The following is a 23,841-nucleotide window of genomic DNA, read 5'->3' as shown; positions in this document are numbered from 1 at the left end:
GATAACCTGTCACGGCATCCATTCCACAATGTCCGTAACCGGGTGCTGGCCTCTCCATTCCATGAACTCGTCATAGCTCCGTACACCATCGCGGATGACCGCCTGATAATACTCCACTCCCATTATCTTTTCCGCTTCGGGCGTCTCGTTTTTCAGTTTTAGGATAACTTTCCGCGTTTCATCCGTCAGGACAGCAGTGAGACGTTCGGCAAACTTCTCGAAAAAGCCATCGTAACGGGAGCCTTTCAGAATATGAATCATGTCTATCTGCCAAAGGTCATTCCGTGCATCCCTGTACCAGGCATGCCACTCCAGACATGCTTCGGGAGTATCCAGCAGATTCACATGTTCTATCTTCCGGATGGACTTATTTTCACCCAGCTTCATCATTGCCTGAAAACTGTCGGACAGGCTGAATGATGGGGTATAAATATGGAAATCGATGTCCAGATGCTTCATCAGCAACCCGGTTTTCAATGAACCCACCAGGTTCACTTCCGCACCAATACTCTCCCATATCGGGATGATACGGGCGTCTTCTATTACTTTCCAGGCTCTCTGCTGGTTCCATTCGGCAATATCAAGAATATCCATTTTCTGTGTTTTCAAGTGAGTTCGCAAAAGTAGAAAAAAGGACGGATATATAGCTATAAATAGCTATTTAATAATTCAACAAACCGGACTAACTTTGCCACCCTTTCTGAACTTTTCATTCAATAATAAGGGCTTATGACATTCAATCAAACAGAAAAACAAGAGAAAGAGTATTTACAACGAGTTATCGGCATCATTCACGATACAATCAACCATACCGACAGCTCGGTGAAAGAGCATGTGGAAACGTTGCAGGAGTACAAAGATTATATCTGGTCCAATAAAGATATTGATCCGCATGAGATACGCTCTATGCGCGAAAGTATATTGAACCACTATGCACTGGGCGAAAGCGTTATTCATAAGCGCAGTCGCTTGGGCAGGATATTGGATATTCCCTATTTCGGAAGAATTGATTTCAGGGAGAAGAAGGATGGAAGCAGGACAATGCCTGTTTATATAGGAATACATACCTTCTATGATGCCCAAAACAAGATGAATCTGATTTATGACTGGAGGGCGCCCATAGCTGGAATGTTCTACGACCATGAATTGGGAGAAGCGAGTTATTCGTCTCCGGCAGGCGAGGTGAACGGAGAGATTTCACTCAAACGCCAATACCGCATCCGAGGTGGCAAGATGGAGTATATGATTGAAAGTTCCCTGACCGTCCATGATGATATTCTGCAAAAGGAACTCAGCAGTAATTCGGACGACAAGATGAAGAATATCGTCACCACCATCCAGCGGGAACAGAACCGGATTATCCGTAACGAAGATGCACACGCACTTATCATACAGGGAGTGGCAGGTTCCGGAAAGACGTCTATTGCCCTGCATCGCATCGCTTACCTGCTTTATACATTGAAAGGGACGATTTCCTCCAAAGAGATACTGATTATTTCTCCCAATAAAGTCTTTGCCGATTACATATCGAATGTACTTCCCGAACTTGGCGAGGAGAGCGTGCCGGAAATCAGTATGGAACAGATTCTCTCGAAAGTACTTGATGATAAATACAAATACCAGAATTTCTTCGGGCAGGTGACAGAGTTGCTCGAAAAGCCTAATCATGATTTTATCGAGCGGATCAGATATAAATCTTCATTTGAGTTCATTTCACGGCTCGACAAGTTCATTCTTTATATGGAGAATCATTACTTCAAAGCGGCAGATGTAAAACTCACCAAACATATCACGATTCCATCCGAATTCATCGACGAGCAGTTCAGGCGTTTCAATCGCTATCCGATGCGGCAACGGTTTGAGACCATGACAGAGTATATTCTGGATATGCTGACCGTGAAGTATTACTTCACAGTTACCACTGCGGTGAGAAACTTGTTGAAGAAGGAAATAAAGAATATGTTTGCGGGCAATAATGATATTCAAATCTATAAAGATTTCTTTGAATGGATGGGCAAGCCCCAACTATTCAAACTACGCAAAAACCGGACATTGGAGTATGCCGACTTAGCTCCACTGGCATATTTGCGCATGGCATTGGATGGAAATAGCGTGCAATCGGGCGTCAAGCATCTTTTGATAGATGAAATGCAAGATTACTCCCCTATTCAGTATAAAGTCATTCAGAAACTTTATCCCTGTCGCAAAACGATTCTCGGGGACGCCTCCCAGTCGGTCAATCCTTATGGTTCGTCAACGGCGGACATGATACGGAAGTCATTCGGCACGGGAGAGATTATGAAGCTTTGCAAAAGTTATCGCTCTACGATTGAGATTACAGGCTTTGCACAGAAGATTCAAGCCAATAATGAACTTGAACCCGTTGCACGACACGGGGAACAGCCTCAGGTTCTATCATTCGGGAATGTGGAAGATGAGTTTTCCGGCATTGCAGATTTGGTATCTATCTTCAGAAAGTCTAATTATCAATCACTGGGGATAGTATGCAAAACAGAGGCGCAAGCGCAGGATCTTGCTGCAAAACTTCAGATGCATGGGCAGGATGTATATTTCCTATCGAGCCAAAGCTCTGCTTTTGTGAAGGGTATCATTGTCACTTCATCCCACATGGCGAAGGGACTGGAATTTGATGAGGTAATTGTTCCTCAGGTTGATGCAGAGAATTATAATTCGATAATTGATAAAAGTATGCTTTATGTGGCAGTGACGAGGGCGATGCATAGGCTGACGCTGACTTATGGCGGAGGAAGAAGTGAGTTTATCATAGGGGTATAATCAGAAAATGACGATTAATAGCAAAAATAAAAGTATTTTCCAGATTCTTTCCAGATTCTCCCTTTACATTTGCAATATCATAATAAACCAAAGTATTAATTATTAAAGATAGAAGAATATGAAAAAGTTAATTTTGCTATTAGTATGTATGTTCACAATGCACACAATGGTCATGGCGGATAATGATAAACCCATCCAGGTAAACCAACTCCCTGCAAAGGCACAGACGTTTATCAACACTTATTTCAAAGACCATAAGGTGGCATTGGCAAAAGAAGAAAGCGGAATGTTCTATAAGAGCTACGATGTAGTCTTCACCAACGGCGAAGAAATAGAGTTTGATAAAGCAGGAGAATGGAAAGAAGTGAAATGCCGTCAGAGTGAAGTTCCTGCCCAGATTATCCCGGAAGCCATCCGTAATTATGTAAAGGAAAACTATCCGGATGCAAGAATCCTACAGATTGAGCTTGACAAGAAAGAGTATGAAATCAGATTATCCAACCGTTTGGAAATCACGTTCGATTCAAAGATGAGGGTGATTGATATTGATGACTAAATCAAAGATATATTTCCGTTTCGTTACTGCTGTAACAGTTACAGCGGTAACGAAACGAAATAACAACTGTTTGTATTAAGTCTCAAAGCTGTTTTAAAACTCAAATACAACAGCACAATGTTTCGTCATAAATCCACACTGTTCCAACGTCCTGCGTGAAGCCACATTATCGGCAGCACAACCGGCAACAGGCATATATCCAGCTTTCAGGCACGTCTCTTTCAGATGAGAAATAATCATCACGGCATACCCCTGCCTGCGAAATGCCGGATTCACCCACATACCCACATCAAAAATGTCCTTATCAGGAAGCACCCGGATAAGATAACCGCAGCCTATGAGTGCTCCACCCTTCTCATACATCAATATCATACGGTTTGAAACGGTATAATTCAACTCTTCGGGAGATTCGTACAAATCGCTGTCATGAGTCAGCAGCAACGGAATATCAATTTCTTTTGCCTTACGAACGGTTACGCCATCCGGCAAAGGCATCACAATTTCGTCAGTGAAGAAACGGAACAGAATACCGCCTATTTTGCAGGACCGGCAGAATGTGTGGCAACACGTCATAAACAAATCATCGAAAGACTTACAGAAAGCACTTTTAATCTGAAACTCTTCCAACATCCTTCCGAAGATTTCTTCTTTCCGGGCAAACATCTTGTCGAGTAGATAGAATTCAACCAATTGTCCGTCTTCCGAACAAATGAAGTACCCCACCCTTTCTCCATCCGCTTCAATGACGAAACAGGCTCCTTTCGCAACAAGCCACTCGCAATGTAACTCTTGCGGATAACGCAGAGAAGCTAAATATCGCTCCCGCAAATCACGAAGCGACGCCAACGGCACATTTTTAAATTCAGTCATAGGTCCATTTTTGCTAAAGATACGAAAGTTTTCCCGATACAGAAAAATTACTTCACTAAATCAATGTAATCTCCATATCCTTCCGCCTGCATCTTGTCCTTTGGAATAAACCGCAGGGAAGCACTGTTAATGCAATAGCGCAAACCGCCTTTATCTGCCGGGCCGTCTGTAAAAACATGACCTAAATGGGCGTCACCCGTAGAACTGCGAACTTCCGTGCGCACCATACCGTGAGAGGTATCCACTTTCTCCTGAATGAGTTTACGGTCGATAGGCTTTGAAAAGCTGGGCCAGCCACAACCGGAATCAAACTTATCGGTAGAGACAAACAAAGGCTCGCCTGTAGTCACATCTACATAAATGCCGGGACGATGTTCATTCCAATAAGGATTATGGAAAGCCGGTTCGGTTGCATTCTTTTGAGTCACGGCATATTGTTCTGCAGTGAGCTGCGAACGCAAAGCGGCATCATCCGGTTTGCGATAAACAGCCGCAGGCTTCTTCGGCATTTTTGCTTTACGCGCCAGTTCGAATAATTCCGGATGGATATGGCAATAACCTCCCGGATTCTTGTCTAAATAATCCTGATGATAGTCTTCTGCCGGATAGAAGTTTTCCAAGGGCTTAACTTCTACTGCCAACGGACGGGTATAAGCCGCAGTCAGGCGGTTGACAGTTTCCTGAATGAGCGGTAAATCTGCCGGGTCGGTATAATAGATACCTGTACGATACTGGGTGCCACGGTCATTTCCCTGACGGTTCACACTGGTAGGATCTATCGTTTTGAAATAAAGGTCTATCAGGAAAGGCAGATCCACTTTTGCCGGATCGTACTGCACCTTTACGGTTTCTGCAAAATCCGTGGTGCCGGTACACACCTGTTTATAGGTTGGATTGGCAATATTTCCGTTGGCATAGCCCACTTGCGTAGCTTCCACACCTTCAATCAGTTTCAGGAAATGTTCGGTTCCCCAAAAGCATCCCCCTGCCAGATAAATTTCTTTAGTTGACTTCATATCTTTTCTCCTTTCTGCCTGCTCTGTCCGGTTATTGGCACAAGCAAGGCAACTTATTAACAATACAAAAGCGAATATTAGTTGTTTCATATCCTCCCCCTCTCCTGATGGTTCTTATGTTTCCGTTATATAATAACAATGCAACGGACTGTATAGTTGGTCAGGGGGTGTAGTTTATTTCCGCCTTCCGCGCCTGTGAGTGCTGAAACTGACGGGCTATTTTAAACTCCTTGCCTTCTTTCAGCAGATAAGAACCTGTCTGCTTGAACCAGAAACCGACATGGGCGTCGATGCATTGCCGGCGGATATCTAGCACCCAATCGTAATCGCATACACGGACTTCCCTGCCGGATTCTCCCCCGGCTACAACCTGTTCCACCCATGTACCCAGTTCTCCACGGAAGTCTATCCGGCTGAGAAGCGGCTCGCAGATGATAATCTTATGTTTTATAGGAGCAGCCTTATAGATAGGCAGGCGGTAGTCAACCCGGTCCTGGTTCTCCATGGTGCAGCAGATGGTGACATTATCATACCCCTCACCCCAGTCAGCGGGCAGGCAGGCACTCAGTCTGTCGATGCGTTTCGTGATAAAAAGGAAATGAAGGTCCTGACGTATCCGCATCATCTCCCACGCTTCGGAACGCCATTCGTCGGCATCCTCCACCAGAAAATCAGAAGTGAAACAAGTATAAACCATATTGCCCGAAGGTATCTTATAAGTCTTGTTCTTTTTCTGCTGCAAAGGCAGGTCGAACTTCTCCGTTTTCGTCACGACGGAACTATCCTTGCCATATTTACCATCCGTGCGGTAGACATAGCAGTGCTGGCAACCTGTGCTGAACTTATGACAACCATGCCAGGGATTCCACATGGATGATTTTTTAGCTATTTGTAGCATCTGCCTGTTATCATTTCTTGTTTAGATTAAAATGTATCACAAAGTTATGCATTGCCCGCATTCAAAACCGAAACCAGCTTCTTTTTTATGGAACTTTTACATGCACCACAAAAAGAAATCGTATTTTTGAAACCGAATATCCGGGTTGAATTTAAAGAAGAAGAATATGGAAACAATTATCAGGCAAGTCAGGCAGTGTCTACAGGACAGTATAGATGAAAAAGTGTTGAAAACTTCGGGACACTTCTTCAAGAAAGGTGAAAGTGTACCTGTCTACGGAGTGGGAATGTATCATGTAGGCAAGATAGCCAAAGAATCTTTCAAGGAAATCAAAGAACTGCCGAAAGCTGATGTTTTTGCACTTTGTGAAGAGTTGTGGCAATCGGAATACTTGGAAGAGAATGTGATTGCCTGCGAATGGGCGTATGCTCTTCGGAAAAAGTATACACCGGAAGACATTCATGTTTTCAAACATTGGTTGCAGGACTATGTGAATAATTGGGGAACCTGTGACACACTATGCAACCATACCATCGGAACATTCGTCGAGATGTATCCTGAATTCATTTCTGAGTTGAAAGAATGGGCGACATCCGAAAGCCGCTGGATGAAGCGCGGTGCTGCCGTCAGTCTGATAATACCCGCTCGCAAAGGATTGTTCTTCGATGATATTCTCCAGATAGCAACCACTCTGCTTCACGACAAAGATGACCTGGTGCAGAAAGGTTACGGCTGGATGCTGAAAGCGGCAAGTGAGGCTTATCAGAAAGAAGTCTTCGATTTTGTAGTCAGCCATAAGACAACTATGCCACGGACAGCACTAAGGTATGCCATTGAGAAAATGTCACAGGAGTTGAGAAAAGAAGCAATGAAAAAGGAGTAAGTATGAATATTGAAGAATATCGGGAGTATTGTTTAAGTATCAAAGGGGTGACTGAGAGTTTTCCCTTTGATGAGCATACACTTGTCTATAAAATTATGGATAAGATGTTTACTTTTGCCCCATTGAATCCTAAAGAGGGACGTTTCTGGGCAGATACGAAATGCGATACCGCCAGATCGGCAGAACTGATGGAGCAGTATAACGGTATTTCATTCGGCCCCTACTCCGATAAGAAATACTGGATTACCATCTATCTGGAAAGTGATGTGCCGGATAGTCTTATAAAGGAATTAATCAATCATTCCATAGAAGAGGTGGTTAAGAAACTGCCAAAGAAAAAGCAGGAAAAATATTATGCCACATTAAGATAATGGGAACCATAACTACAATTGCTCCTTGTGGTATCAACTGCACGTTATGCCACGCCTTTCAGGATGTAAAAAAGAAGTGCCCCGGTTGCAGAAGCACAACCGGGATAATTCGTAAAAGCTGCCTGAACTGCGCCATATCCAACTGCGATAAGAAAGAAGACTACTGCTTTGAATGCATGGAATATCCTTGCAAGCGACTGAAATATTTAGATAAGCAATACCGACTAAAATACAAGATGAGTATTCTTGAAAATCTCGATTACATCAAGCAGAAAGGAGAAGAGGCATTTATTGCCAGTCAAAGCCAGAAATATACTTGTCCGGATTGCGGCAAACTAAGAACCGTACATTATGAATATTGCATCTATTGCAAACAGGAAAAGAAGAAATAACCTTCCGGATGCCTGAGGTAGTTTCAAGTCTTTTCTCTATGACTATCAGATACGTTTGTTCCAATCCCGATTCTTCAAATAGAAATAGGAAAGAAGCAGCAACATACCTCCATAAATATACTCGCTGGTCCAGGCTACGGCCACATCTACCTTGAAGTACATAACCATGACGACAACATAAACGACATAAACAGCAATCGTCATCAACATGATTCTCATGGACTGGTTCGTGTTTCCTGTTCCTGAAACCGCATTGAACAAGACTAATCCGGGGGCTGAAAGGAAATATCCCACCAACATGACGTAGGTAGTAGGCAAAGCTGCCTGCACAAGTTCCCCATTGTTTGTATAAATCTGCAACAGGGCAGTCGGAAATAACGCGGCCAGCAGCAAGAACGGAATTCCAATCAGATAAGTCAGCTTTATCGCCCGCCTGCATGCAAGCCGGATTTCACTTTTATCTTTGCCACTTCCCAAGAGATTACTAACCATAGAACTGGCCGTATCGGCAAATGCAAATATCACCATAAAGAAGCAGGTGTTAATGCTGCGCATAATATTAGCTATCGCCAAAGAACGCTCTCCCAAATGCTCTATCGCGATGAAAAACAGAAACCATTGCGATGGAAATAGTATGGATTGGAGCATCGTCCAACAAGAAATACTCCAAATCCGCTTGAACTCCGACAGCCGGAAAGCGAACCGCTGAAACAAGGCATATTTCTTTTTATCCACTTTCAACCAGGTATATACTACGTAAAACAGCAAAGACACCAGTTCGGCCAGCGACGAACCAATAGCCGCCCCCGCAATGCCTAATGCCGGAAAACCGAACTTTCCGAATATAAGAATATAATTGAAAACAACGTTACTGAGCACCATCACAACAGAGTTAAGCGTCAGCGTGCGTGTCTCAGTAATACCGATGTAGAAAGCGCGAAACAGGATAGCGATAAAAGAGAAGAAAAGCCCGTATCTTCTCCATTCCAGATAAGAAGCTGCGGCAGCATAAACCTGATCGGAAGATATCAGTCGGCCGAGAATATGCGTTGTGATATAGTCGCACAAGAAAAACATGACAGTGGCCAATGCCAACAGGAAAAAGGCGCCTTGCATGAATATTCTGCCAATTTCACCATACTTCTGTTCGCCATTTCTACGCGCTATCAGTATCTGAACCCCAATGCTAAATCCAAACCCAAGCATATAAATAGCCATATAGAGCACACCCGCCAGCGCAGATGCTCCCAACTCCACTTCGCCTACATGACCTAAGAATGCCGTATCCGTAACATTTATCATGTGTTCCATCAGCAAGCTGATGAGAATAGGATACGCAATTAACCAGATTTGCTTATAGCTGAAATTCATATATATAAGAGCAGTTCAGAGGATATCCCCCTTGTGGAGCATATCCTCTGTTGATATCAGAAATCAAACTTTTCGAGCTTCATGGAAGCCAATCCCTGTATTTTGGGAACCAACGTCACGAAATGTTCCGCTTTCTCATGGGCAGATAACGATTCTGCATCCTGCCATGTTTCGCAAATCATCAGGACATCATTACGGGTAGCGCTTTCAAAAACATCATAGGCAATGCAGCCTTTGTCTTTCAAAGAAGATGCTACCAACTCTTTTGCAGCTTCCAACACCGCAGCACGGTTACTTTCGCTTACTTGAATAAAAACATTCAGTCTAATCATATTTGTAGAATTTTAAAAGTACGCTGCAAATGTAAACAGAAAAGTCGGAACTCTGATTCACTTGTCTGCATAAATACCGATGCGGTTGCCTTCCGAATCGGCAAATACTGCAAAATAACCTTTGCCATCGGCTTCTATCTTCGTGCAGGGAATGAGCACTTTCCCGCCCTTCTGCAACACACGTTCAAGGGTAGTTGCTATGTTATCCGTATTGAAATGGATAAGTACACCTTTCTCAGAAGGCTGAAAATCGGGCAGGAGGTCAAAAGATTGTGAGATGGCTCCTACAGTCTCACCGTCTTCGGTGAAGCATGCCATCTTCTCCTGTTCACACTCAAAGACCGGAAGTTTCATGTTCAGCACGGTTTCATAAAAATCTACAGCCCGACGGAAGTCTGTAGCCGGAATCTCAAAAAATGCAATCAACTTTTTCATTTTGGTTTCTTTTTTAAGGGTTATTACTATGCCTTTGCAAAGACAGGACAAAAGTAGGGCAAGACGAGAAACCTCCATAGAAGAAAACGGACATCTTTAGAGAGAAGAAAAAAAGTGTCTTTAGAGAGTGGAAAAATAATCGGAAACGGGAGCACATACAGACAAGTATTCCGCAGGGGTGTAACCGGAGAAGAGTTTAAACTCTTTAATCATGTGCGACTGGTCGGAGAAGCCACATTCATAGGCCACTTGCGCGAAAGGTGAACCAGGATTCTGTTGCAGGACGTATAAGGCGCGCTGCATACGCACGATGCGAAGAAAATCTTTGGGGGTGGTACCGATATAATCGGTAAAGACACGGCCGAACTGCTTGGTGCTGAGACAAGCCACATCGGAAAGTTGCAAGGTGTTTACCTGCGGATGAAGATTGATTTCGTCCAGAACAGTCGATAACCGTTTCAGGTTATATTCGGAACCGGAGGCCAGGCGACGGAAAAAGAATTGTTCAATCAGCCGGATGCACTGGTCGTTATCCGGAGTATCTGTTATCCGGTAGGATAAATCGGAAAGTTCCCTGTCTTCCACTTCATCCGTGGAAACATTCTGTCCGTTGAAAAGATGCAGGGGAATTTGCAGAAAGACTTTTGCCGCATAGGGCTGAAAGACAACCGTTATCATTTCTATAACTCCTGTCGACACGACGTCGGAGAAACCGAAAGACTGGCCGCTAATAAAGGATTGCGGTTGCAACCGCGACTCTTGTAGGCACATCAAGCGTTTGCCTTTATGAAATACCAGTTGCACACAGCCGACGGGCAAGGTACGTTCCGATACCGGCAAAGCGGCATCATCCCGCAATATCCAGTAGTAACGGATATAGGGAGACAATGCAGGAGCTGGTTTTACGATACGGAAAGTTTGCATAGTGCAAATATACGGGATTTGATTATTGCGGCAAAGGTAGGCAAAGGGTTTTAGGGGGAATAGTAAAAAAGGGACATTATTTATAAGATCTGCCTGTTTACAGTAAAATGGAGTATCGCCAACTGCAAAGTTTGCAGTTGAAAATAAGCAAACGACTGAAAATATCAACGAAAGAAAAAGAAACAGAGCCCCCCATAACAACTTTTTTGTACTTTTGCCCTATCACGACCTGTAAACGCATAAAAACAATGAATGTCAAGATAGAGGCAAGCTGGCAAAAACGCCTGCAAGAAGAATTCGACAAACCTTACTTTGAAAGGTTAGTGACCTTCGTAAAAAGTGAATATGGACGGACAAATGTTCTTCCACCTGGTCATCTTATCTTCCATGTATTTAATTCGTGCCCTTTTGAGAATGTAAAAGTCGTCATCTTAGGACAAGATCCTTATCCTAACCCCGGACAATATTACGGAATATGCTTTTCTGTCCCCGAAGGAGTTGCTATTCCCGGTTCATTAAGTAACATATTCAAAGAAATACATCAGGACTTAGGCAAGCCAATCCCGACTTCCGGTAATCTGGACCGTTGGGTAGCTCAAGGTGTTTTTCCAATGAACTCCGTCCTCACAGTACGTGCTCACGAAACAGGTTCGCACCGAAATATGGGCTGGGAAACATTTACTGACGCAGTTATCAAGAAATTAAGTGACGAACGGGAAAATTTGGTATTTATGCTTTGGGGAGCGTATGCCAAAGAAAAGGCGGCTTTAATTAATCCGGAAAAACATCTTGTGCTGACCACAGTCCATCCTTCTCCCCGATCTGCCGATTATGGTTTCTTCGGCTGCAAACACTTCAGCAAGGCCAATGAGTTTCTGAGAAGCAGAGGGATTCAAGAAATAGATTGGTAATCCGGTAAAGTGTTTTTAACCTAACTATTTATTATTCACCCCATACCCGAACAAAGCGAAGTCTCCGAAACAGGGATCATCCGGAAATACTTCCGCCAATGCGGCAGTTATCCTTTGTGCGTTTTTCAGAGAAAAGGTTTCCGTCTCGGTCAGTTCCAGCAAGCGGGCTACACGGCAGACGTGTGTATCCAAAGGAATAATCAATTCCCGGCAATCAAAACTGTCCCAAATACCGAAATCAACTTCCGGTCCTCTCCGTATCATCCAGCGCAGGAACATATTCAGTTTCTTCTGCGGACTTTTGTACGAAACTTCCAGAAACCGGCAAAGCTTCTCCATCGGCTTTCCCGGATATACCAGCAATGCATCTTCCAGACTGTCATAACCCGAATAAGCCGTATGCAGGCGTTCAAAATAAGAATGGAAGTCCGCATACGAAAGCATCCGGTAAAAACTGCGCCGCTCTTTCACAGGGAAATCCTTCTCCCACCGACGCGAAAGAACATATTGATAAGGAGATGCCCCCATGCACGCATGCAATTCATCTGCTTTCTTCAGAATCTGCCTGCGGTTGCCAAAACTCATGATGGCGGTCAGCAGTCCGCTGATTTCTATATCCTGCTTCAGCGTATAGCGATGGGGGAACTGTACCGGGTCATTCTGAATAAAATCGGCACAATGATAGGTCGCAGCCCACTCTTGTAGTTTCTTTTTTATATCTTTGGTCATTTCTTTAAGATCAGGAGGATGCAAAGATAATGCAAATCGAATGCAGAACTTTCATGCTTGCATGAAAAAGTTATGCTGGGATGCCGCTTATCTTATTCCAAAGATATTGAATTTATAGCAACTTTGGACAAGTCCCCTATTCTATTTCCCCTTATTTTTGCATCGTGAAATTCAATAAAGAACCTATGGAACATAGCAAGAAGACAACGCGTGAAGAGTATCAGAAGTGTGTAAATGCAGTGGTAGACTACATCAATCTCCATCTTGGAGAAGAGATAGATTTGAAATCGTTGGCCAAGATTTCTCATTTCTCTCCGTTCTACTTCCACCGCATCATGAAAGCATTTCTGGGTGAGCCCATCGGGACGTTCATAGTCCGGACACGAACTGAAGCCGCCGCCCGCCTGTTGCGCTATTCGGATTTGCCGATAGCGGACATCGCTTATCGCATCGGGTATTCCTCACCGTCATCGCTGTCGAAAGTATTCAAACAGTTCTACGGAATTTCACCTAATGAGTATCGTAACAATAAAAACTTTGTAATTATGAAACCAGCAATTATCAGACCCGATTTAGAGTTAAAGAAAGAAATAAGAGAAGTGCCCGCCAGAAATGTGATTTATATCCGCTTGTTCGGAGATTATAAACTGAATGATTACGGTGGCACATGGATGCGTTTGTTCCAGTTCATCAAGGAGGAAAAGCTGCCGATGGGCGATATGTCTCCGTACTGCATCTATCATGATGATCCGAAGGTGACGCCTGCCGATAAATTGCGCACTGACGTTTGTATGGTGATGCCTATCGCCGTAACTCCGAAAGGTGATATCGGCTTCAAGCAATTGCCAGTCGGACGCTATGCGGTGTTTACCTATAAAGGCTCTTATGAACATCTGCAAAGCGTATACGACACGATTTACGGTAAGTTTATCCCTGAAATGGAATGTACGTTGAGAGATGAATCGAGCGCAGAACGCTATTTGAATGATCCGTGCGAGACAAAACCGGAGGAGTTGTTGACGGAGATTTATATTCCGGTGGAATAAGAGTCCGCCAGACTGAGTGTAGTCGGGGGATCCCTTTCATAAGGGCAAGAGAGGAGATCCTTTGACAAGCTCAGGATGACGGAAATAAATGGTAATAAAATCAGTTTTCTTATTCTCTTTTCATCGGTACATATCTCAACCCATTCGTCACCTGCGGCTCCTTTACTTCCTTAAAGCCCAGACTTCTGTAGAAAGGAACAGCATACGAAGATGAATTCACCGTCATTCCGGGTACGGGATTATCTGCAATAAGGGCGTCAAACAGTTTCCGTCCTATGCCTTTCCGGTGATATTCTTCCTTGATAAAGAAGAGAGAAATATGTTCTCCGTGGTTCTTCGTAGCCAGCACTCCCACCAGATTATCTTCATCGAACGCGCCATAAATGACCAGCCCGTTCACCACTGCTTTATCATTGACAAAGCTTTTGAAACTTTCCAGCCCCTGTTCGTCAAAATCGTCTTTGCCACACTGAAGGTACACTTCCAATGAAAGTGTTGCGGCATTCTCATATTCAGGCAGTTCTAATCTTCGGATAATTGTCATAGGAATCTAATATTACGGTAAATCACAAAGATATTGAATTTATGTATTGATTGCCCAAATATCCCGATTATTTCGTCCGGAAACACTACATTTGCAGAAATAAGTGCATCTTAACTAATCCCCCTCTATTCTGATTATGGAAAAGCTTATCGATAAATTCCTTCCGGCAGATTATCACGATACATTCGTTATCAAGGCCAGCAAACCTGCGGAACAGATTGTTCCTAAGGAACTAATCAAGAAAATATTCAATCACTCTCCGGCATGGCTTAGTTTCCTTTACAAAGTCAGAAATATCCTGGTGAAGCCTTTCGGTATCGAAGGCGGAGACATCCTGATATCGGAAGATTATATAATAGAAGATACAGAGAACGAAGCCATCATGAGGAAGGACGACAAGCATCTGTTGTTTTATGTTTCCATTGCCAAGATAGGAAATAACCTGATAGACGTGACGACGGTGGTTCAGTATCACAATGCGTTAGGAAAGGTTTACTTCTTCTTTATCAAACCTTTCCACAAGATGATTGTGCCGCGGGTGGTGAAAGAAATAATTTAAAACGGAAAAGTAATGAGTTTTCACCACAGAGTAACACAGAGTCTCACGGAGTTCTATTCTTTTGATTTCAAATTGATTAAACTCTGTGAGACTCTGTGTCCTCTGTGGTGAAAAGATTGATTCATAACCGCTCAAAAGTGAATTAAACCTACCTTATATAATACTCAATCCGTAGCTGCTGATATCATCAAAATCTTCCTCAGTATATGAGTTCTTCTGGCGGATATCCTGTACTATCTTCATGAACTCTTCGGTTTTCGACAAGAAATCCTTGAATTTCTCTGTCTGCTCCTCATGCCCTTCCACGGCAGGTAGTTTCTCGGCTGCATCCAATTGCAGTCTCAGTTCCACAATCTTCAGGTCCAGACGGGCTTTGTCTTCCACATGCTTGCGGGCATAGAGATTGATAATACTCTGCATTGTCAGGCTCATCTTTTTCATTGCAATAATCTGCTCTTTCACCGGATTCTCCGCCAGCAAGACTTGCTGGGCCTGCGCAACGATAGGACTTAGAATATCAAATATGTTCTGCTTGCATTCGGACATCTCCACACTCAGTTCATAATTGTCATTCAGCAAATCCGCTATTCCTTCCGTCTTCTTCTCTTTCAGCAGAGACAGGTATTTATTAAAATTAGCATAGAACTGCCCCCTTGACTGGAAAAGTTCGGTATAATTCTGTATCAGGTTCTGCCGTACATCGTCGCCAAAGTAGTCACCCGGCTGTATCACCGCCGCAGAATCTTTCTTAGAAATGACAGGAGACATGATATGCGAAAACATCTGTACCTTAGCCTGCTGTTCCATATACCCCAGAACCGCATTTACATCTCTCTCTTTCACCAAATTCTTCAACAGAGCCAATGAAGTATCGTAATATTTCACCACTTGCCCTGCATCTGCAATCTCTTCGGGGGTATAAGTCACCGCCTCCTTCTTACTGCCCGTACAGGACACCAACATAACAACGCTTACAAATGCGCCCAAGACTAACAATTTCTTTCTCATAGAATTTTTCATTTTAATTTCAGTTTCGTAAACACTCAACTTATTAGTTGACAAGGGGGATAGACCTTGAAACTCCGTTTCTAAAGAGGGCATGACAACCTCCCTCGTCAAGCCGTCTCCGCTCTCCTTATAAACTAAGAACACAGCCGGCGTTGAGCTTATAACAATATAAAAGCGATTTTGCTCTCGATTATGGATTTTTTCACCTTTGTATTTTGTACTTTTGCAGCGGATTTCAGAATCCTGTATGAAAATTTGAATCGGAACCATGAACAACATAAAAGGTTACATATACGCGGCAGCTTCTTCCTCCACATTCGGATTAGCCCCTTTTTTCACCATATCCTTATTGGCTTCAGGCTTTTCCTCTTTCGAAGTGCTTGCTTACCGTTGGGGAATCGCTTCACTCACCCTGGGAATATTTGGTGTACTATTAAGAGAAACTTTCCGTATCAGCCGGAAAGATTGGGGAACTGTATTTATATTGAGCCTGCTCCGGGCAGCAACTTCACTAAGCCTCGTCATAGCTTACCAACACATCGCCAGCGGAGTGGCATCTACCATTCACTTCATGTATCCGCTGGCCGTTGCCCTCGCCATGATATTCTTCTTCCGGGAAAAGAAATCGTTCTCCATTCTGTTTGCCGTACTGATTTCGCTGGCGGGTGCGGCATTGTTATCATCGGGAGAGATAGACTTTAAAGGTGGAAATACCACAACAGGGCTGATTGCCGCCACGCTATCCGTATTCTTTTACGGCGGGTATATCGTTGGAGTACGTAAGAGCCGTGCCATTCATATCCCATCTACCGCACTGACTTGCTACGTCATGGGGCTGGGCGCTTTATTCTTTATTATAGGGGGAAGTCTGACAGGCGGTATTCAATTGGCAACAGGCGGACAAACATGGCTGAATATCCTCGGACTGGCACTACCGGCAACAGCCATTTCAAATATCACGCTCGTAAAAGCCATCAAGTACATCGGCCCTACACTGACCTCCATCTTCGGAGCCTTAGAACCTCTTACGGCGGTAGCTATCGGATGTCTGGTCTTCAAAGAAAGTTTCACTCCGGGCACTGGTCTGGGCATATTACTAATATTGACAGCGGTCACCGTCGTCATTATGCACGAGAAGAAAACAAGCTGATAAGAGTGATTACTTACTCTTTTTATAATCAGTAATAAAGCCTTCCATCATCCACTTCGCCAAAGCCTGGCGATTGGAACTGATAACGAAACGGCGTTGGTCGAAGGTATTCTGAATATTTCCCAGTTCTACAAAAACCCCGGCAGGAGTAGAATTAGCCAACACATACAGGTTGCGCGGGCCTACCGTGCCCGTAAAGCCGCGATTAGGCTGATGTTTATCATACTTAGACTCAAAAGTATTCTTCATCGTAGTTGCCAGACGCTTGCTGTTGGCACTGTTGGGGGCATGATAAAAGAACACATCCGTCTGATGTCGCTTGCTGCGGCTATCCACATGCAGGAAGATGGAACGGCAATAGGTATAGTTCTTGCGGTCTTTTCTATAAAGTTCATTGATTTTGATGCAACGCTGGCGAAGGCGAGCCACTTGGTTCAGAGGGATAGCGTCTCCCATGCAGGTTTCGCGCTTACTATTATTAAGGTAGCGATCATCACGAATGCCGTCTTTGGCATCCTGAATAATGATATAAACCTTTGCCCCCTCTTCCATCAGATTACGGGCAAGACGCAGGGCGACATCATAAGCATACTCATCTTCATGGAGTTCAACGTTCCCTATCTTACCGATAGCACCGGGGTCGGGTCCTCCATGTCCGCTGACCACATAGAAGCAGGCACCCTTCAAACGGTTACCGGTCACCCGGACTTTAGCCAGTTCTTTTCCGAAAAGAGGTTCATGAATTGTTTTGCCGGAACCGGCAGCAGAGACAGAAGAAGTAGATGAATTTGCAGCAGTTTCAGTTTTGGATTTCAGTGGCGGAAGCAGGTACTTCACCCCTAAGCGCAATTCCTGTTTTCCGCGTAATTGCTTTTTATTCAGTTCAAGGAACTCCAGATAGTAGGCCTTACCGGGACGCTTATTGCGTTGCAAGAAGGCCGAAATGCCTTCACCAGACCTCGGTGCAGCCCTTTCCTCCTGCGCCGAAGCGTGGAAAGGAGTGAGAAACAGGAAAGAAGATATAAACAACAAAAATAATATCCGAACCATAATTACTCTGCTTTTAGCAAACATACTTCAACTGTTGCGGACAAAAATACAATTATTTTCCCTACTTTTGCGCCCATAAATGCGTTAATTGATAAGAAACTATAAAAATAGATAGCATTATGGCAAAACAATTAAAACCGGAGACACTCTGCGTACAAGCCGGATGGACTCCAAAGAAGGGTGAACCCCGCGTGCTCCCCATCTACCAAAGTACAACCTTCAAGTATGAAACCAGCGAGCAAATGGCACGCCTTTTCGACCTTGAAGAGAACGGCTACTTCTACACCCGCCTGCAAAACCCTACGAATGACGCCGTTGCCGCCAAGATAGCGGCCCTCGAAGGTGGTGTGGCCGCCATGCTGACATCCAGCGGACAATCTGCCAACTTCTACGCTATTTTTAATATCTGTCAGGCAGGCGACCACTTCGTCTGTTCATCTACCATCTACGGCGGAACCTTCAACCTCTTCGGTGTGACAATGAAGAAGTTGGGCATCGAAGTTACTTTCGTCAACCCGGACGCACCGGAAGAAGAAATCTCAGCCGCTTTCCGCCCCAACACCAAGGCACTGTTTGGTGAAACCATTTCCAACCCGACGTTGGAAGTGCTCGATATCGAAAAGTTCGCCCGCATCGCCCACAGCCACGGCGTGCCTTTGATTGTAGACAATACCTTCCCGACTCCTATTAACTGCCGCCCGTTCGAATGGGGCGCCGATATCGTGGTGCATTCCACCACCAAATATATGGACGGCCACGCCACCAGCGTAGGCGGTGCCATCGTGGATAGCGGAAACTTCAACTGGGATGCCTATGCCGACAAATTCCCCGGATTGTGTACGCCCGACGAATCTTATCACGGCCTGACTTACACAAAAGCTTTCGGCAAAATGGCTTATATCACCAAAGCTACCGCACAGTTGATGCGTGATCTTGGCAGCATTCAGTCTCCGCAAAATGCATTCCTGCTGAATATCGGTCTTGAAACGCTCCATCTGCGTATGCCGCAACATTGCAAGAATGCACAGGCAGTTGCCGAATATCTTTCCAAGAACGACAAGGTGGCATGGGTTAATTACTGTGGCCTGCCCGGAGACAAATATCACGAACTGGCACAAAAGTACATGCCGAACGGTTCGTGCGGTGTTGTCACCTTCGGCTTGAAAGGAGGTCGCGAAGTAGCCATCAAATTTATGGACTCACTGAAACTGGCAGCTATCGTCACCCACGTAGCCGATGCCCGCACCTGCGTGCTGCACCCCGCCAGCCATACGCACCGTCAGCTTTCGGACGAACAATTGATGGAAGCCGGTGTACGTCCCGACCTGATCCGTTTCTCGGTTGGTATCGAGAATGCGGATGATATCATTGCAGATATTGAACAGGCGCTGAACGCATAAGTACTGTGCTGCCGATCAGATAAAAAAACTGTATCTGACAAAGAGAAATCCAAAGAATAATATCCCCGACTCCCCAACCGGAGTACGGGGATAATTGTTATCTTTGCAAACAGTTCATCAAATCCAGTGGTTATGAATACAGATAATTTCACCCCGCGCAGACTTCCCGTCGGAATACAAAGCTTTGAAAAACTACGTAGTGAAGGTTTTGTCTATGTAGACAAGACGGCACTCATTTACAAACTCATCCAAGCAGGTGTGCCCTGTTTCCTGAGTCGCCCACGCCGTTTTGGAAAGAGCTTGTTGCTCTCCACTATCGAAGCCTATTTCAAGGGTAAGCGAGAGCTTTTCCGGGGATTGGCTATGGAACAACTGGAAAAGAATTGGTATGAATATCCCGTGCTGCATCTCAGCCTGAATGCCGAGAAGTACGATAGTAAAGAACGGTTGGCAGATATGCTTGAACGTCAGCTCCAAGCGTGGGAACAATTATATCAGACCGGCGGCAAAGGTATCACATATTCCGGCCGCTTCATGACCGTCATCAAGCAAGCCTACGAACAGACTGGTCGCCGTGTCGTAGTGCTTATCGATGAATACGACAAGCCACTACTCCGCTCCTTCGACAACTCCAAACTGCAAGACGAGTTCCGCGAAACGCTGACCGCCTTCTATACTGTATTGAAAGACGCCGACCCCTGGCTGCAATTCGTCCTCATCACCGGAGTGACCAAGTTTGCGCAGATGGGCATCTTCAGCAACCTCAACCAACTGAGCGACATCAGTTTCGACCTCGACTACAACACCCTTTGCGGCATGACATTGCCAGAAATTGAGACTACTTTTGTCCCCGAACTGGAAGCAATGGCACTGAAACAGAAACTCTCACACGAAGCCCTACTGGAAAAGATGACCCGTCTTTACGACGGCTACCGCTTCACCGATGATGAAGAATTCACCCCAATGTACAATCCCTTCAGCGTGCTCAATGCGCTGATGAAACGTGCCTTCGGTAGCTACTGGTTTGGTAGCGGCACCCCCACCTTCTTAGTGAATATGCTGAAAAAGACCAACTTTGACCTGCGCGAGATGGACGGCATACAAGTAGGGGCACTTTCGTTGAATGCCAATATGGTTGATACAAATAACCTTGTACCTCTACTGTACCAAAGCGGATATCTAACAATAAAAGAATATGATGAAAGATTTCAGATTTATACTCTCGGCTTCCCTAACGAGGAAGTAAAGTCACAGATTGACGAGAAAGCAATGCCACAGCTCCGGGGCTACATGAAGCATGCGAACGTTTGAAACTGGACCGAATGAAAAAAGAAGAACTCGAAGCATATTACCGTCACTTAGATAATATCGTCATTCTCCGTGACAATATATATACGGAGCGTGCAGAAGGAAGAAATGATGCTTAAGGTAATTATCTACGCCTACATGAATAATATCTATTCGTGCCGTAAAGAAGAAGAACGCTATTCTATCGCACGAAATTTAAAACAGCTTGGCGCTTCAGAAGAAGTGATAATCAAAGCTACCGGATTATCTTCCGAAGAGATTAACAAGCTATAGCCCCACCTTCATCAACACATATTTACATTTACTCATTTATTCCCCACTCAGGCGAAAGACCGAAAAGTCTTTCGCCTTTTTCGTTTCGTGCCCTCCTACTTCCGCTATTTTTCATAAATCATGCCGTTCACTTGCCATGTCACGGCAAAATTACACTACCTGTCCATCAAACTGTCCATAGACAAAGTGCGGTGGTTACACAGATAAGCCCTATCTTGAACTCGTAAGTTTTGCTGATTGGCAAAGCATGTACTGACAAACAAGAATATTGACAATGGATATAAACACCGCACTACTCACCATGGCCGCCTTTATGGGCGGATGTGCCCTTGCCATCATGGCACAGCAATGGTTGCAAACACACCGATGGCCCCGAATGCGCCGACGCATAGACACCCTGATAAAGCTACGCGTAGAACAGCAGTTGCACCGCCACGAGGCAGAATGCCCTATGGCACAGATGCACGCCCAGCGAAACACCCTTTACAGCCCGCCCGCCGTGAAGAGCCAAAGCCACCAGATGCTGGTGGGCTTCATGATGACCTACTACCCCGACTTCCTGAAGCAACTGACAGCACACACCGACGGCCGCCTTTCCGACAGCGAAGAGCACACCTGTTTCCTCATCAAGCTGGGTTTGCGAAACAAACAGATAGCCCAAAGCATGGGCATCACGCCCAACAGCGTGATAAAGACCAAGCAACGCCTGCGCCAGAAACTGAAAGGCCTGCCCGCCGACGAAGACCTGACACGATGGCTCCAGCTACTGGGCGAACCGCTGGACAAACTGCCGCCCGGACACATGATGTTCCTTGGAGAACACTCCGCCGAAGACAAAGAAACAAAAATCAGATAATGACAACATTTTTATTAACCCTTAAAAAACAATTGATTATGAGTACAGAACAAATGAAACAGTGCCAAGCCCCGGCCACACATGCCCCGGCCGGCAACAAGATGACCTACACGCCGCCGCAAATGGAAGTGATTAAGATGGACCTGGAAGGCGTAATAGCAGGCAGCGGAAACCTGAGTGACTTCACGTCCGGCTCCACTATCCGACAAAGCAGTACCCGCCGAGGCTACAACTCCGCATCGAGCAGCGACCTGGAAGACCTGATAAACGACATCCTCACCGTGGAGCAATAGCCCGAGCCGCTCCCTCTGATGCACGAAGCGGCAGCCCCATTCACTATAAAAACAAATAATCATCCTAAAAAACAGAAAGGAAACCAAACAATGAAATGCATATATAATAAGGTATATCACGCAGCAATGGCAGCCCTGATGCTCACCGCCGCCACAGCCTGCACCAGCGACAACGAACCCCTGCAGAACAACGACGTTCCCCCGACCGGACGCCCCGTTACCATAACCGCCACCTACCAAGGAACAGGCACCCCGGACGGGACGGATGCACAGACCCGAACCGGCTACAGCTACGATATGTTTAACAACACGGTGAAAGTAACTTGGAAAGCAGGAGACAAGATTTATATCATCAACTCCGAAAACTTAAAAGAAGGCAATACCCTCACCGCTGCCGGTTTTGAAGAATTCACGCTGGAAGGAGAAGCTGGAAAAGCAACCGGAACATTCAAAAACGAGAACAGCAATCTCGATATGGACAAGGAACTGTATGCAGTATATTGCGGAAACAACGCCTCGGACAAGATATCCGTTACAACCACCAGTGGAGTTAGTAGTAAAACCTACAGCTTCAGCATGACAGGGCAACGGCAAACCGCCAACTCCACTACCACCCATTTAGCAGACTACGATTTGATGTGCGCAACAGTAAATGCCAATGCCGCCACTAAATCTTTCAACTTCACGCACGTCAACGCAATATTACACCTCCACCTGGCACTTCCCTACGGCCGACATACGGTGAAAGAGGTGAAAGTAGCCTGTTCTGCAAACTCTTTAGCCCAATCAATCACAGTTAATCCTGCATTGAAAAAGGTACAAATTGCTAATCTTGCTAACAGCTGTATTCTAAAATATGGAAGCGGCGATAATGGAGTAACTGTTACTTCCGAAAATGCTATCCTAGCATTTATGATGGTCTCTTCAAATCCTATATATAAGAATAATGAGATTACTATAACCGCCACCTGCGCAGATGGTACATTTTCTACAAAGATTACACCGTCCGAAGACTTTGTTATGACCCGTGGCACATTGAATACCATCGAAGCCACCCTTACGAAGGAAAACAACTAAAAATTAATCGGCAATCCCCAACTAAACCCGCCCCCCCGAAATGCGGCGTGCAGAAAGAAGGAAATACAGACTGCCATCCTGGGTCATACGTCCCTGCCCGGATGGCAGCCTCACCCACAAAAAAAGGACGGAACACCCTAATCCGCCTGCATCAGGAAAGGAGGAAGACATCGCAGGAGAGGTCACACACAGAAAAGACTTCCCAAGCCGCCGGGGAATACAGTCGGCGGCACGCTGCCTCACCCTCACTCTCGTTTTTTTGCCATTCTTCCCTGTCGGGAAAGCTGCGAAGAGGAAGAGAGAGGGAAACACAGATAAAAACAAATTCATTATGAAAAGAGAAATTATACTATCAGGAGCAGAAAAAGGCTATGCCTTGTCATGGAGCGCTTTCACACGCGCCAGCCGCGCAATCACCATCAGCATGACGGACGAAACGGGTCATCGATATTTCACCCTCAACAAAGCCGACGAAGGCACAGGTCACTACGCCTACAAGTTCCTGGGCGAAGGCTCGGACACCTGCGCCGGCAACCAACTGAAGGTGAGTATTGAGAACTCCTATCCCGAAGAACTCCAGACCGTGGTCAGCGCCACCCAGATATACGGCAGCGACGGACGTCTGAAAGGCATCTCCTACACCGTGTGTGCCGAAGACTATACGGATGCTAACTTCAGCGACTTCTGCCTCAACGTAGTGGCCTGGCTGAAGTAACCGGAGAAAAGCACTTCTGATACGTCCCCCTTGATTGACGAATATTAAGATAAATCCTGACAACAAATGCAGACTTAG

General features: G+C 45.2%; 27 protein-coding genes and 2 pseudogenes. 16 read left to right on the top strand and 13 right to left on the bottom strand.

The genetic code is table 11. The annotated features are described in order from the left end of the window. Positions 1 to 9 precede the first annotated feature (9 nt). A complete protein-coding gene (locus BUC01_RS18885; protein ID WP_025834518.1) occupies positions 10 to 594 on the bottom strand; it encodes a nucleotidyltransferase domain-containing protein in 585 nt (194 codons plus the stop codon). A 135-nt stretch (positions 595 to 729) separates the two neighbouring features. On the opposite strand from BUC01_RS18885, the gene BUC01_RS18880 reads away from it, so the two are divergent. Both BUC01_RS18880 and BUC01_RS18875 read left to right on the top strand, forming a co-directional pair. Beyond that, positions 730 to 2,796 (top strand): HelD family protein, encoded by a 2,067-nt coding sequence (locus BUC01_RS18880; RefSeq protein ID WP_073314502.1) that lies wholly within the window; start codon positions 730 to 732, stop codon positions 2,794 to 2,796. A 118-nt stretch (positions 2,797 to 2,914) separates the two neighbouring features. Further along, positions 2,915 to 3,352 (top strand): PepSY-like domain-containing protein, encoded by a 438-nt coding sequence (locus BUC01_RS18875; protein WP_025834520.1) that lies wholly within the window; start codon positions 2,915 to 2,917, stop codon positions 3,350 to 3,352. A gap of 93 nt (positions 3,353 to 3,445) precedes the next feature. Here the strand turns inward: BUC01_RS18875 and BUC01_RS18870 are convergent, their stop codons facing one another. From BUC01_RS18870 to BUC01_RS18860, 3 genes are all read right to left on the bottom strand, one after another. Continuing rightward, the gene (locus BUC01_RS18870; protein ID WP_025834522.1) at positions 3,446 to 4,222 is read right to left on the bottom strand and encodes a GNAT family N-acetyltransferase; all 777 of its coding nucleotides are present in this window, start codon (positions 4,220 to 4,222) and stop codon (positions 3,446 to 3,448) included. A gap of 47 nt (positions 4,223 to 4,269) precedes the next feature. Beyond that, the gene (gene msrB / locus BUC01_RS18865; RefSeq protein WP_025834524.1) at positions 4,270 to 5,328 is read right to left on the bottom strand and encodes a peptide-methionine (R)-S-oxide reductase MsrB; all 1,059 of its coding nucleotides are present in this window, start codon (positions 5,326 to 5,328) and stop codon (positions 4,270 to 4,272) included. A gap of 70 nt (positions 5,329 to 5,398) precedes the next feature. After that, on the bottom strand, positions 5,399 to 6,127 hold the full coding sequence (locus BUC01_RS18860) for a DUF5131 family protein (protein WP_025834526.1): 729 nt from the start codon (positions 6,125 to 6,127) through the stop codon (positions 5,399 to 5,401). A 175-nt stretch (positions 6,128 to 6,302) separates the two neighbouring features. Here BUC01_RS18860 and BUC01_RS18855 point away from each other — a divergent pair, with 175 nt between their 5' ends. Genes BUC01_RS18855 through BUC01_RS18845 form a run of 3 tightly spaced genes read left to right on the top strand, consistent with a single transcriptional unit; the run spans position 6,303 to position 7,782 of the window. After that, positions 6,303 to 7,019 (top strand): DNA alkylation repair protein, encoded by a 717-nt coding sequence (locus BUC01_RS18855; protein ID WP_025834529.1) that lies wholly within the window; start codon positions 6,303 to 6,305, stop codon positions 7,017 to 7,019. A 2-nt stretch (positions 7,020 to 7,021) separates the two neighbouring features. Further along, positions 7,022 to 7,390, top strand: coding sequence for an MmcQ/YjbR family DNA-binding protein (locus BUC01_RS18850; RefSeq protein WP_073314500.1), 369 nt, complete (start codon positions 7,022 to 7,024; stop codon positions 7,388 to 7,390). After that, positions 7,390 to 7,782, top strand: a complete 393-nt coding sequence (locus BUC01_RS18845) for a DUF3795 domain-containing protein (protein ID WP_051568851.1) — start codon at positions 7,390 to 7,392, stop codon at positions 7,780 to 7,782. Before BUC01_RS18850 ends, BUC01_RS18845 begins: the two co-directional genes overlap by 1 nt. A 45-nt stretch (positions 7,783 to 7,827) precedes the next feature. Here BUC01_RS18845 and BUC01_RS18840 read toward each other — a convergent pair whose 3' ends face one another. The 4 genes from BUC01_RS18840 to BUC01_RS18825 form a co-directional block, all read right to left on the bottom strand. Then, positions 7,828 to 9,159, bottom strand: a complete 1,332-nt coding sequence (locus BUC01_RS18840) for an MATE family efflux transporter (protein WP_175560901.1) — start codon at positions 9,157 to 9,159, stop codon at positions 7,828 to 7,830. A gap of 50 nt (positions 9,160 to 9,209) precedes the next feature. Continuing rightward, the gene (locus BUC01_RS18835) at positions 9,210 to 9,485 is read right to left on the bottom strand and encodes a putative quinol monooxygenase (protein WP_007667714.1); all 276 of its coding nucleotides are present in this window, start codon (positions 9,483 to 9,485) and stop codon (positions 9,210 to 9,212) included. 57 nt (positions 9,486 to 9,542) lie between these two features. Further along, positions 9,543 to 9,920, bottom strand: coding sequence for a VOC family protein (locus tag BUC01_RS18830; RefSeq protein WP_021968346.1), 378 nt, complete (start codon positions 9,918 to 9,920; stop codon positions 9,543 to 9,545). A gap of 120 nt (positions 9,921 to 10,040) precedes the next feature. Next, complete coding sequence (locus BUC01_RS18825) at positions 10,041 to 10,844, bottom strand: AraC family transcriptional regulator (RefSeq protein WP_025834537.1); 804 nt, start codon at positions 10,842 to 10,844, stop codon at positions 10,041 to 10,043. 248 nt (positions 10,845 to 11,092) lie between these two features. Between BUC01_RS18825 and ung the strand changes: the two genes are divergently transcribed. Next, positions 11,093 to 11,755 carry a uracil-DNA glycosylase gene (ung, locus tag BUC01_RS18820; protein WP_025834538.1) on the top strand — a complete coding sequence of 221 codons (663 nt, stop codon included), beginning with the start codon at positions 11,093 to 11,095 and terminating at the stop codon, positions 11,753 to 11,755. Positions 11,756 to 11,779: 24 nt separating this feature from the next. On the opposite strand, the gene BUC01_RS18815 is transcribed toward ung, so the two are convergent. After that, positions 11,780 to 12,484, bottom strand: coding sequence for a TIGR02757 family protein (locus BUC01_RS18815; RefSeq protein ID WP_025834540.1), 705 nt, complete (start codon positions 12,482 to 12,484; stop codon positions 11,780 to 11,782). Between the two features lie 185 nt (positions 12,485 to 12,669). On the opposite strand from BUC01_RS18815, the gene BUC01_RS18810 reads away from it, so the two are divergent. Next, on the top strand, positions 12,670 to 13,530 hold the full coding sequence (locus tag BUC01_RS18810) for an AraC family transcriptional regulator (protein WP_025834542.1): 861 nt from the start codon (positions 12,670 to 12,672) through the stop codon (positions 13,528 to 13,530). Positions 13,531 to 13,639: 109 nt separating this feature from the next. On the opposite strand, the gene BUC01_RS18805 is transcribed toward BUC01_RS18810, so the two are convergent. After that, on the bottom strand, positions 13,640 to 14,074 hold the full coding sequence (locus BUC01_RS18805) for a GNAT family N-acetyltransferase (RefSeq protein WP_034524664.1): 435 nt from the start codon (positions 14,072 to 14,074) through the stop codon (positions 13,640 to 13,642). Between the two features lie 136 nt (positions 14,075 to 14,210). Between BUC01_RS18805 and BUC01_RS18800 the strand changes: the two genes are divergently transcribed. Next, positions 14,211 to 14,633 carry a DUF2867 domain-containing protein gene (locus BUC01_RS18800; protein ID WP_025834545.1) on the top strand — a complete coding sequence of 141 codons (423 nt, stop codon included), beginning with the start codon at positions 14,211 to 14,213 and terminating at the stop codon, positions 14,631 to 14,633. A 153-nt stretch (positions 14,634 to 14,786) separates the two neighbouring features. Here BUC01_RS18800 and BUC01_RS18795 read toward each other — a convergent pair whose 3' ends face one another. Continuing rightward, entirely contained in the window at positions 14,787 to 15,641 is an 855-nt protein-coding gene (locus BUC01_RS18795) for a DUF6845 domain-containing protein (protein ID WP_073314512.1), read from the bottom strand. Between the two features lie 268 nt (positions 15,642 to 15,909). Between BUC01_RS18795 and BUC01_RS18790 the strand changes: the two genes are divergently transcribed. Next, on the top strand, positions 15,910 to 16,791 hold the full coding sequence (locus tag BUC01_RS18790; RefSeq protein WP_073314498.1) for a DMT family transporter: 882 nt from the start codon (positions 15,910 to 15,912) through the stop codon (positions 16,789 to 16,791). A 9-nt stretch (positions 16,792 to 16,800) separates the two neighbouring features. Here the strand turns inward: BUC01_RS18790 and BUC01_RS18785 are convergent, their stop codons facing one another. Then, entirely contained in the window at positions 16,801 to 17,841 is a 1,041-nt protein-coding gene (locus BUC01_RS18785) for an N-acetylmuramoyl-L-alanine amidase family protein (protein ID WP_025834546.1), read from the bottom strand. A 119-nt stretch (positions 17,842 to 17,960) separates the two neighbouring features. On the opposite strand from BUC01_RS18785, the gene BUC01_RS18780 reads away from it, so the two are divergent. The 6 genes and pseudogenes from BUC01_RS18780 to BUC01_RS18760 all read left to right on the top strand — a co-directional run bounded on the left by BUC01_RS18780 (position 17,961) and on the right by BUC01_RS18760 (position 23,048). Then, complete coding sequence (locus BUC01_RS18780; protein ID WP_007667750.1) at positions 17,961 to 19,241, top strand: O-acetylhomoserine aminocarboxypropyltransferase/cysteine synthase family protein; 1,281 nt, start codon at positions 17,961 to 17,963, stop codon at positions 19,239 to 19,241. Between the two features lie 132 nt (positions 19,242 to 19,373). Then, positions 19,374 to 20,489, top strand: a pseudogene (locus BUC01_RS18775) (ATP-binding protein); the annotation flags it as partial. Between the two features lie 165 nt (positions 20,490 to 20,654). After that, a pseudogene (locus BUC01_RS26245) lies at positions 20,655 to 20,723 on the top strand (transposase); the annotation flags it as partial. A gap of 367 nt (positions 20,724 to 21,090) precedes the next feature. Next, a complete protein-coding gene (locus tag BUC01_RS18770) occupies positions 21,091 to 21,678 on the top strand; it encodes a helix-turn-helix transcriptional regulator (protein WP_139261890.1) in 588 nt (195 codons plus the stop codon). A 122-nt stretch (positions 21,679 to 21,800) separates the two neighbouring features. Further along, a complete protein-coding gene (locus BUC01_RS18765; protein ID WP_240795330.1) occupies positions 21,801 to 21,971 on the top strand; it encodes a hypothetical protein in 171 nt (56 codons plus the stop codon). A 90-nt stretch (positions 21,972 to 22,061) separates the two neighbouring features. Further along, positions 22,062 to 23,048 (top strand): hypothetical protein, encoded by a 987-nt coding sequence (locus BUC01_RS18760; RefSeq protein WP_139261889.1) that lies wholly within the window; start codon positions 22,062 to 22,064, stop codon positions 23,046 to 23,048. 21 nt (positions 23,049 to 23,069) lie between these two features. On the opposite strand, the gene BUC01_RS25260 is transcribed toward BUC01_RS18760, so the two are convergent. After that, the gene (locus tag BUC01_RS25260; protein ID WP_139261888.1) at positions 23,070 to 23,378 is read right to left on the bottom strand and encodes a hypothetical protein; all 309 of its coding nucleotides are present in this window, start codon (positions 23,376 to 23,378) and stop codon (positions 23,070 to 23,072) included. Position 23,379: 1 nt separating this feature from the next. On the opposite strand from BUC01_RS25260, the gene BUC01_RS18755 reads away from it, so the two are divergent. Continuing rightward, complete coding sequence (locus tag BUC01_RS18755) at positions 23,380 to 23,763, top strand: hypothetical protein (protein WP_025834558.1); 384 nt, start codon at positions 23,380 to 23,382, stop codon at positions 23,761 to 23,763. The last annotated feature ends 78 nt before the right edge of the window (positions 23,764 to 23,841 follow it).

It is taken from the genome of Bacteroides stercorirosoris, assembly GCF_900142015.1.
Lineage (GTDB): Bacteria > Bacteroidota > Bacteroidia > Bacteroidales > Bacteroidaceae > Bacteroides > Bacteroides stercorirosoris.
Note: the sequence above shows the minus strand (reverse complement) of the source record. Positions and strands in the feature narration are given on the sequence as shown.

What these genes read in the sequence shown, in the direction of transcription:
- BUC01_RS18885 (WP_025834518.1), bottom strand. Translation starts at nt 594, where the DNA reads ATGGATATTCTTGATATTGCCGAATGGAACCAGCAGAGAGCCTGGAAA.
- BUC01_RS18880 (WP_073314502.1), top strand. Translation starts at nt 730, where the DNA reads ATGACATTCAATCAAACAGAAAAACAAGAGAAAGAGTATTTACAACGA.
- BUC01_RS18875 (WP_025834520.1), top strand. Translation starts at nt 2,915, where the DNA reads ATGAAAAAGTTAATTTTGCTATTAGTATGTATGTTCACAATGCACACA.
- BUC01_RS18870 (WP_025834522.1), bottom strand. Translation starts at nt 4,222, where the DNA reads ATGACTGAATTTAAAAATGTGCCGTTGGCGTCGCTTCGTGATTTGCGG.
- msrB (WP_025834524.1), bottom strand. Translation starts at nt 5,328, where the DNA reads ATGAAACAACTAATATTCGCTTTTGTATTGTTAATAAGTTGCCTTGCT.
- BUC01_RS18855 (WP_025834529.1), top strand. Translation starts at nt 6,303, where the DNA reads ATGGAAACAATTATCAGGCAAGTCAGGCAGTGTCTACAGGACAGTATA.
- BUC01_RS18850 (WP_073314500.1), top strand. Translation starts at nt 7,022, where the DNA reads ATGAATATTGAAGAATATCGGGAGTATTGTTTAAGTATCAAAGGGGTG.
- BUC01_RS18845 (WP_051568851.1), top strand. Translation starts at nt 7,390, where the DNA reads ATGGGAACCATAACTACAATTGCTCCTTGTGGTATCAACTGCACGTTA.
- BUC01_RS18835 (WP_007667714.1), bottom strand. Translation starts at nt 9,485, where the DNA reads ATGATTAGACTGAATGTTTTTATTCAAGTAAGCGAAAGTAACCGTGCT.
- BUC01_RS18830 (WP_021968346.1), bottom strand. Translation starts at nt 9,920, where the DNA reads ATGAAAAAGTTGATTGCATTTTTTGAGATTCCGGCTACAGACTTCCGT.
- BUC01_RS18825 (WP_025834537.1), bottom strand. Translation starts at nt 10,844, where the DNA reads ATGCAAACTTTCCGTATCGTAAAACCAGCTCCTGCATTGTCTCCCTAT.
- ung (WP_025834538.1), top strand. Translation starts at nt 11,093, where the DNA reads ATGAATGTCAAGATAGAGGCAAGCTGGCAAAAACGCCTGCAAGAAGAA.
- BUC01_RS18815 (WP_025834540.1), bottom strand. Translation starts at nt 12,484, where the DNA reads ATGACCAAAGATATAAAAAAGAAACTACAAGAGTGGGCTGCGACCTAT.
- BUC01_RS18810 (WP_025834542.1), top strand. Translation starts at nt 12,670, where the DNA reads ATGGAACATAGCAAGAAGACAACGCGTGAAGAGTATCAGAAGTGTGTA.
- BUC01_RS18805 (WP_034524664.1), bottom strand. Translation starts at nt 14,074, where the DNA reads ATGACAATTATCCGAAGATTAGAACTGCCTGAATATGAGAATGCCGCA.
- BUC01_RS18800 (WP_025834545.1), top strand. Translation starts at nt 14,211, where the DNA reads ATGGAAAAGCTTATCGATAAATTCCTTCCGGCAGATTATCACGATACA.
- BUC01_RS18795 (WP_073314512.1), bottom strand. Translation starts at nt 15,641, where the DNA reads ATGAGAAAGAAATTGTTAGTCTTGGGCGCATTTGTAAGCGTTGTTATG.
- BUC01_RS18790 (WP_073314498.1), top strand. Translation starts at nt 15,910, where the DNA reads ATGAACAACATAAAAGGTTACATATACGCGGCAGCTTCTTCCTCCACA.
- BUC01_RS18785 (WP_025834546.1), bottom strand. Translation starts at nt 17,841, where the DNA reads ATGGTTCGGATATTATTTTTGTTGTTTATATCTTCTTTCCTGTTTCTC.
- BUC01_RS18780 (WP_007667750.1), top strand. Translation starts at nt 17,961, where the DNA reads ATGGCAAAACAATTAAAACCGGAGACACTCTGCGTACAAGCCGGATGG.
- BUC01_RS18765 (WP_240795330.1), top strand. Translation starts at nt 21,801, where the DNA reads ATGGAAGTGATTAAGATGGACCTGGAAGGCGTAATAGCAGGCAGCGGA.
- BUC01_RS18760 (WP_139261889.1), top strand. Translation starts at nt 22,062, where the DNA reads ATGAAATGCATATATAATAAGGTATATCACGCAGCAATGGCAGCCCTG.
- BUC01_RS25260 (WP_139261888.1), bottom strand. Translation starts at nt 23,378, where the DNA reads ATGAATTTGTTTTTATCTGTGTTTCCCTCTCTCTTCCTCTTCGCAGCT.
- BUC01_RS18755 (WP_025834558.1), top strand. Translation starts at nt 23,380, where the DNA reads ATGAAAAGAGAAATTATACTATCAGGAGCAGAAAAAGGCTATGCCTTG.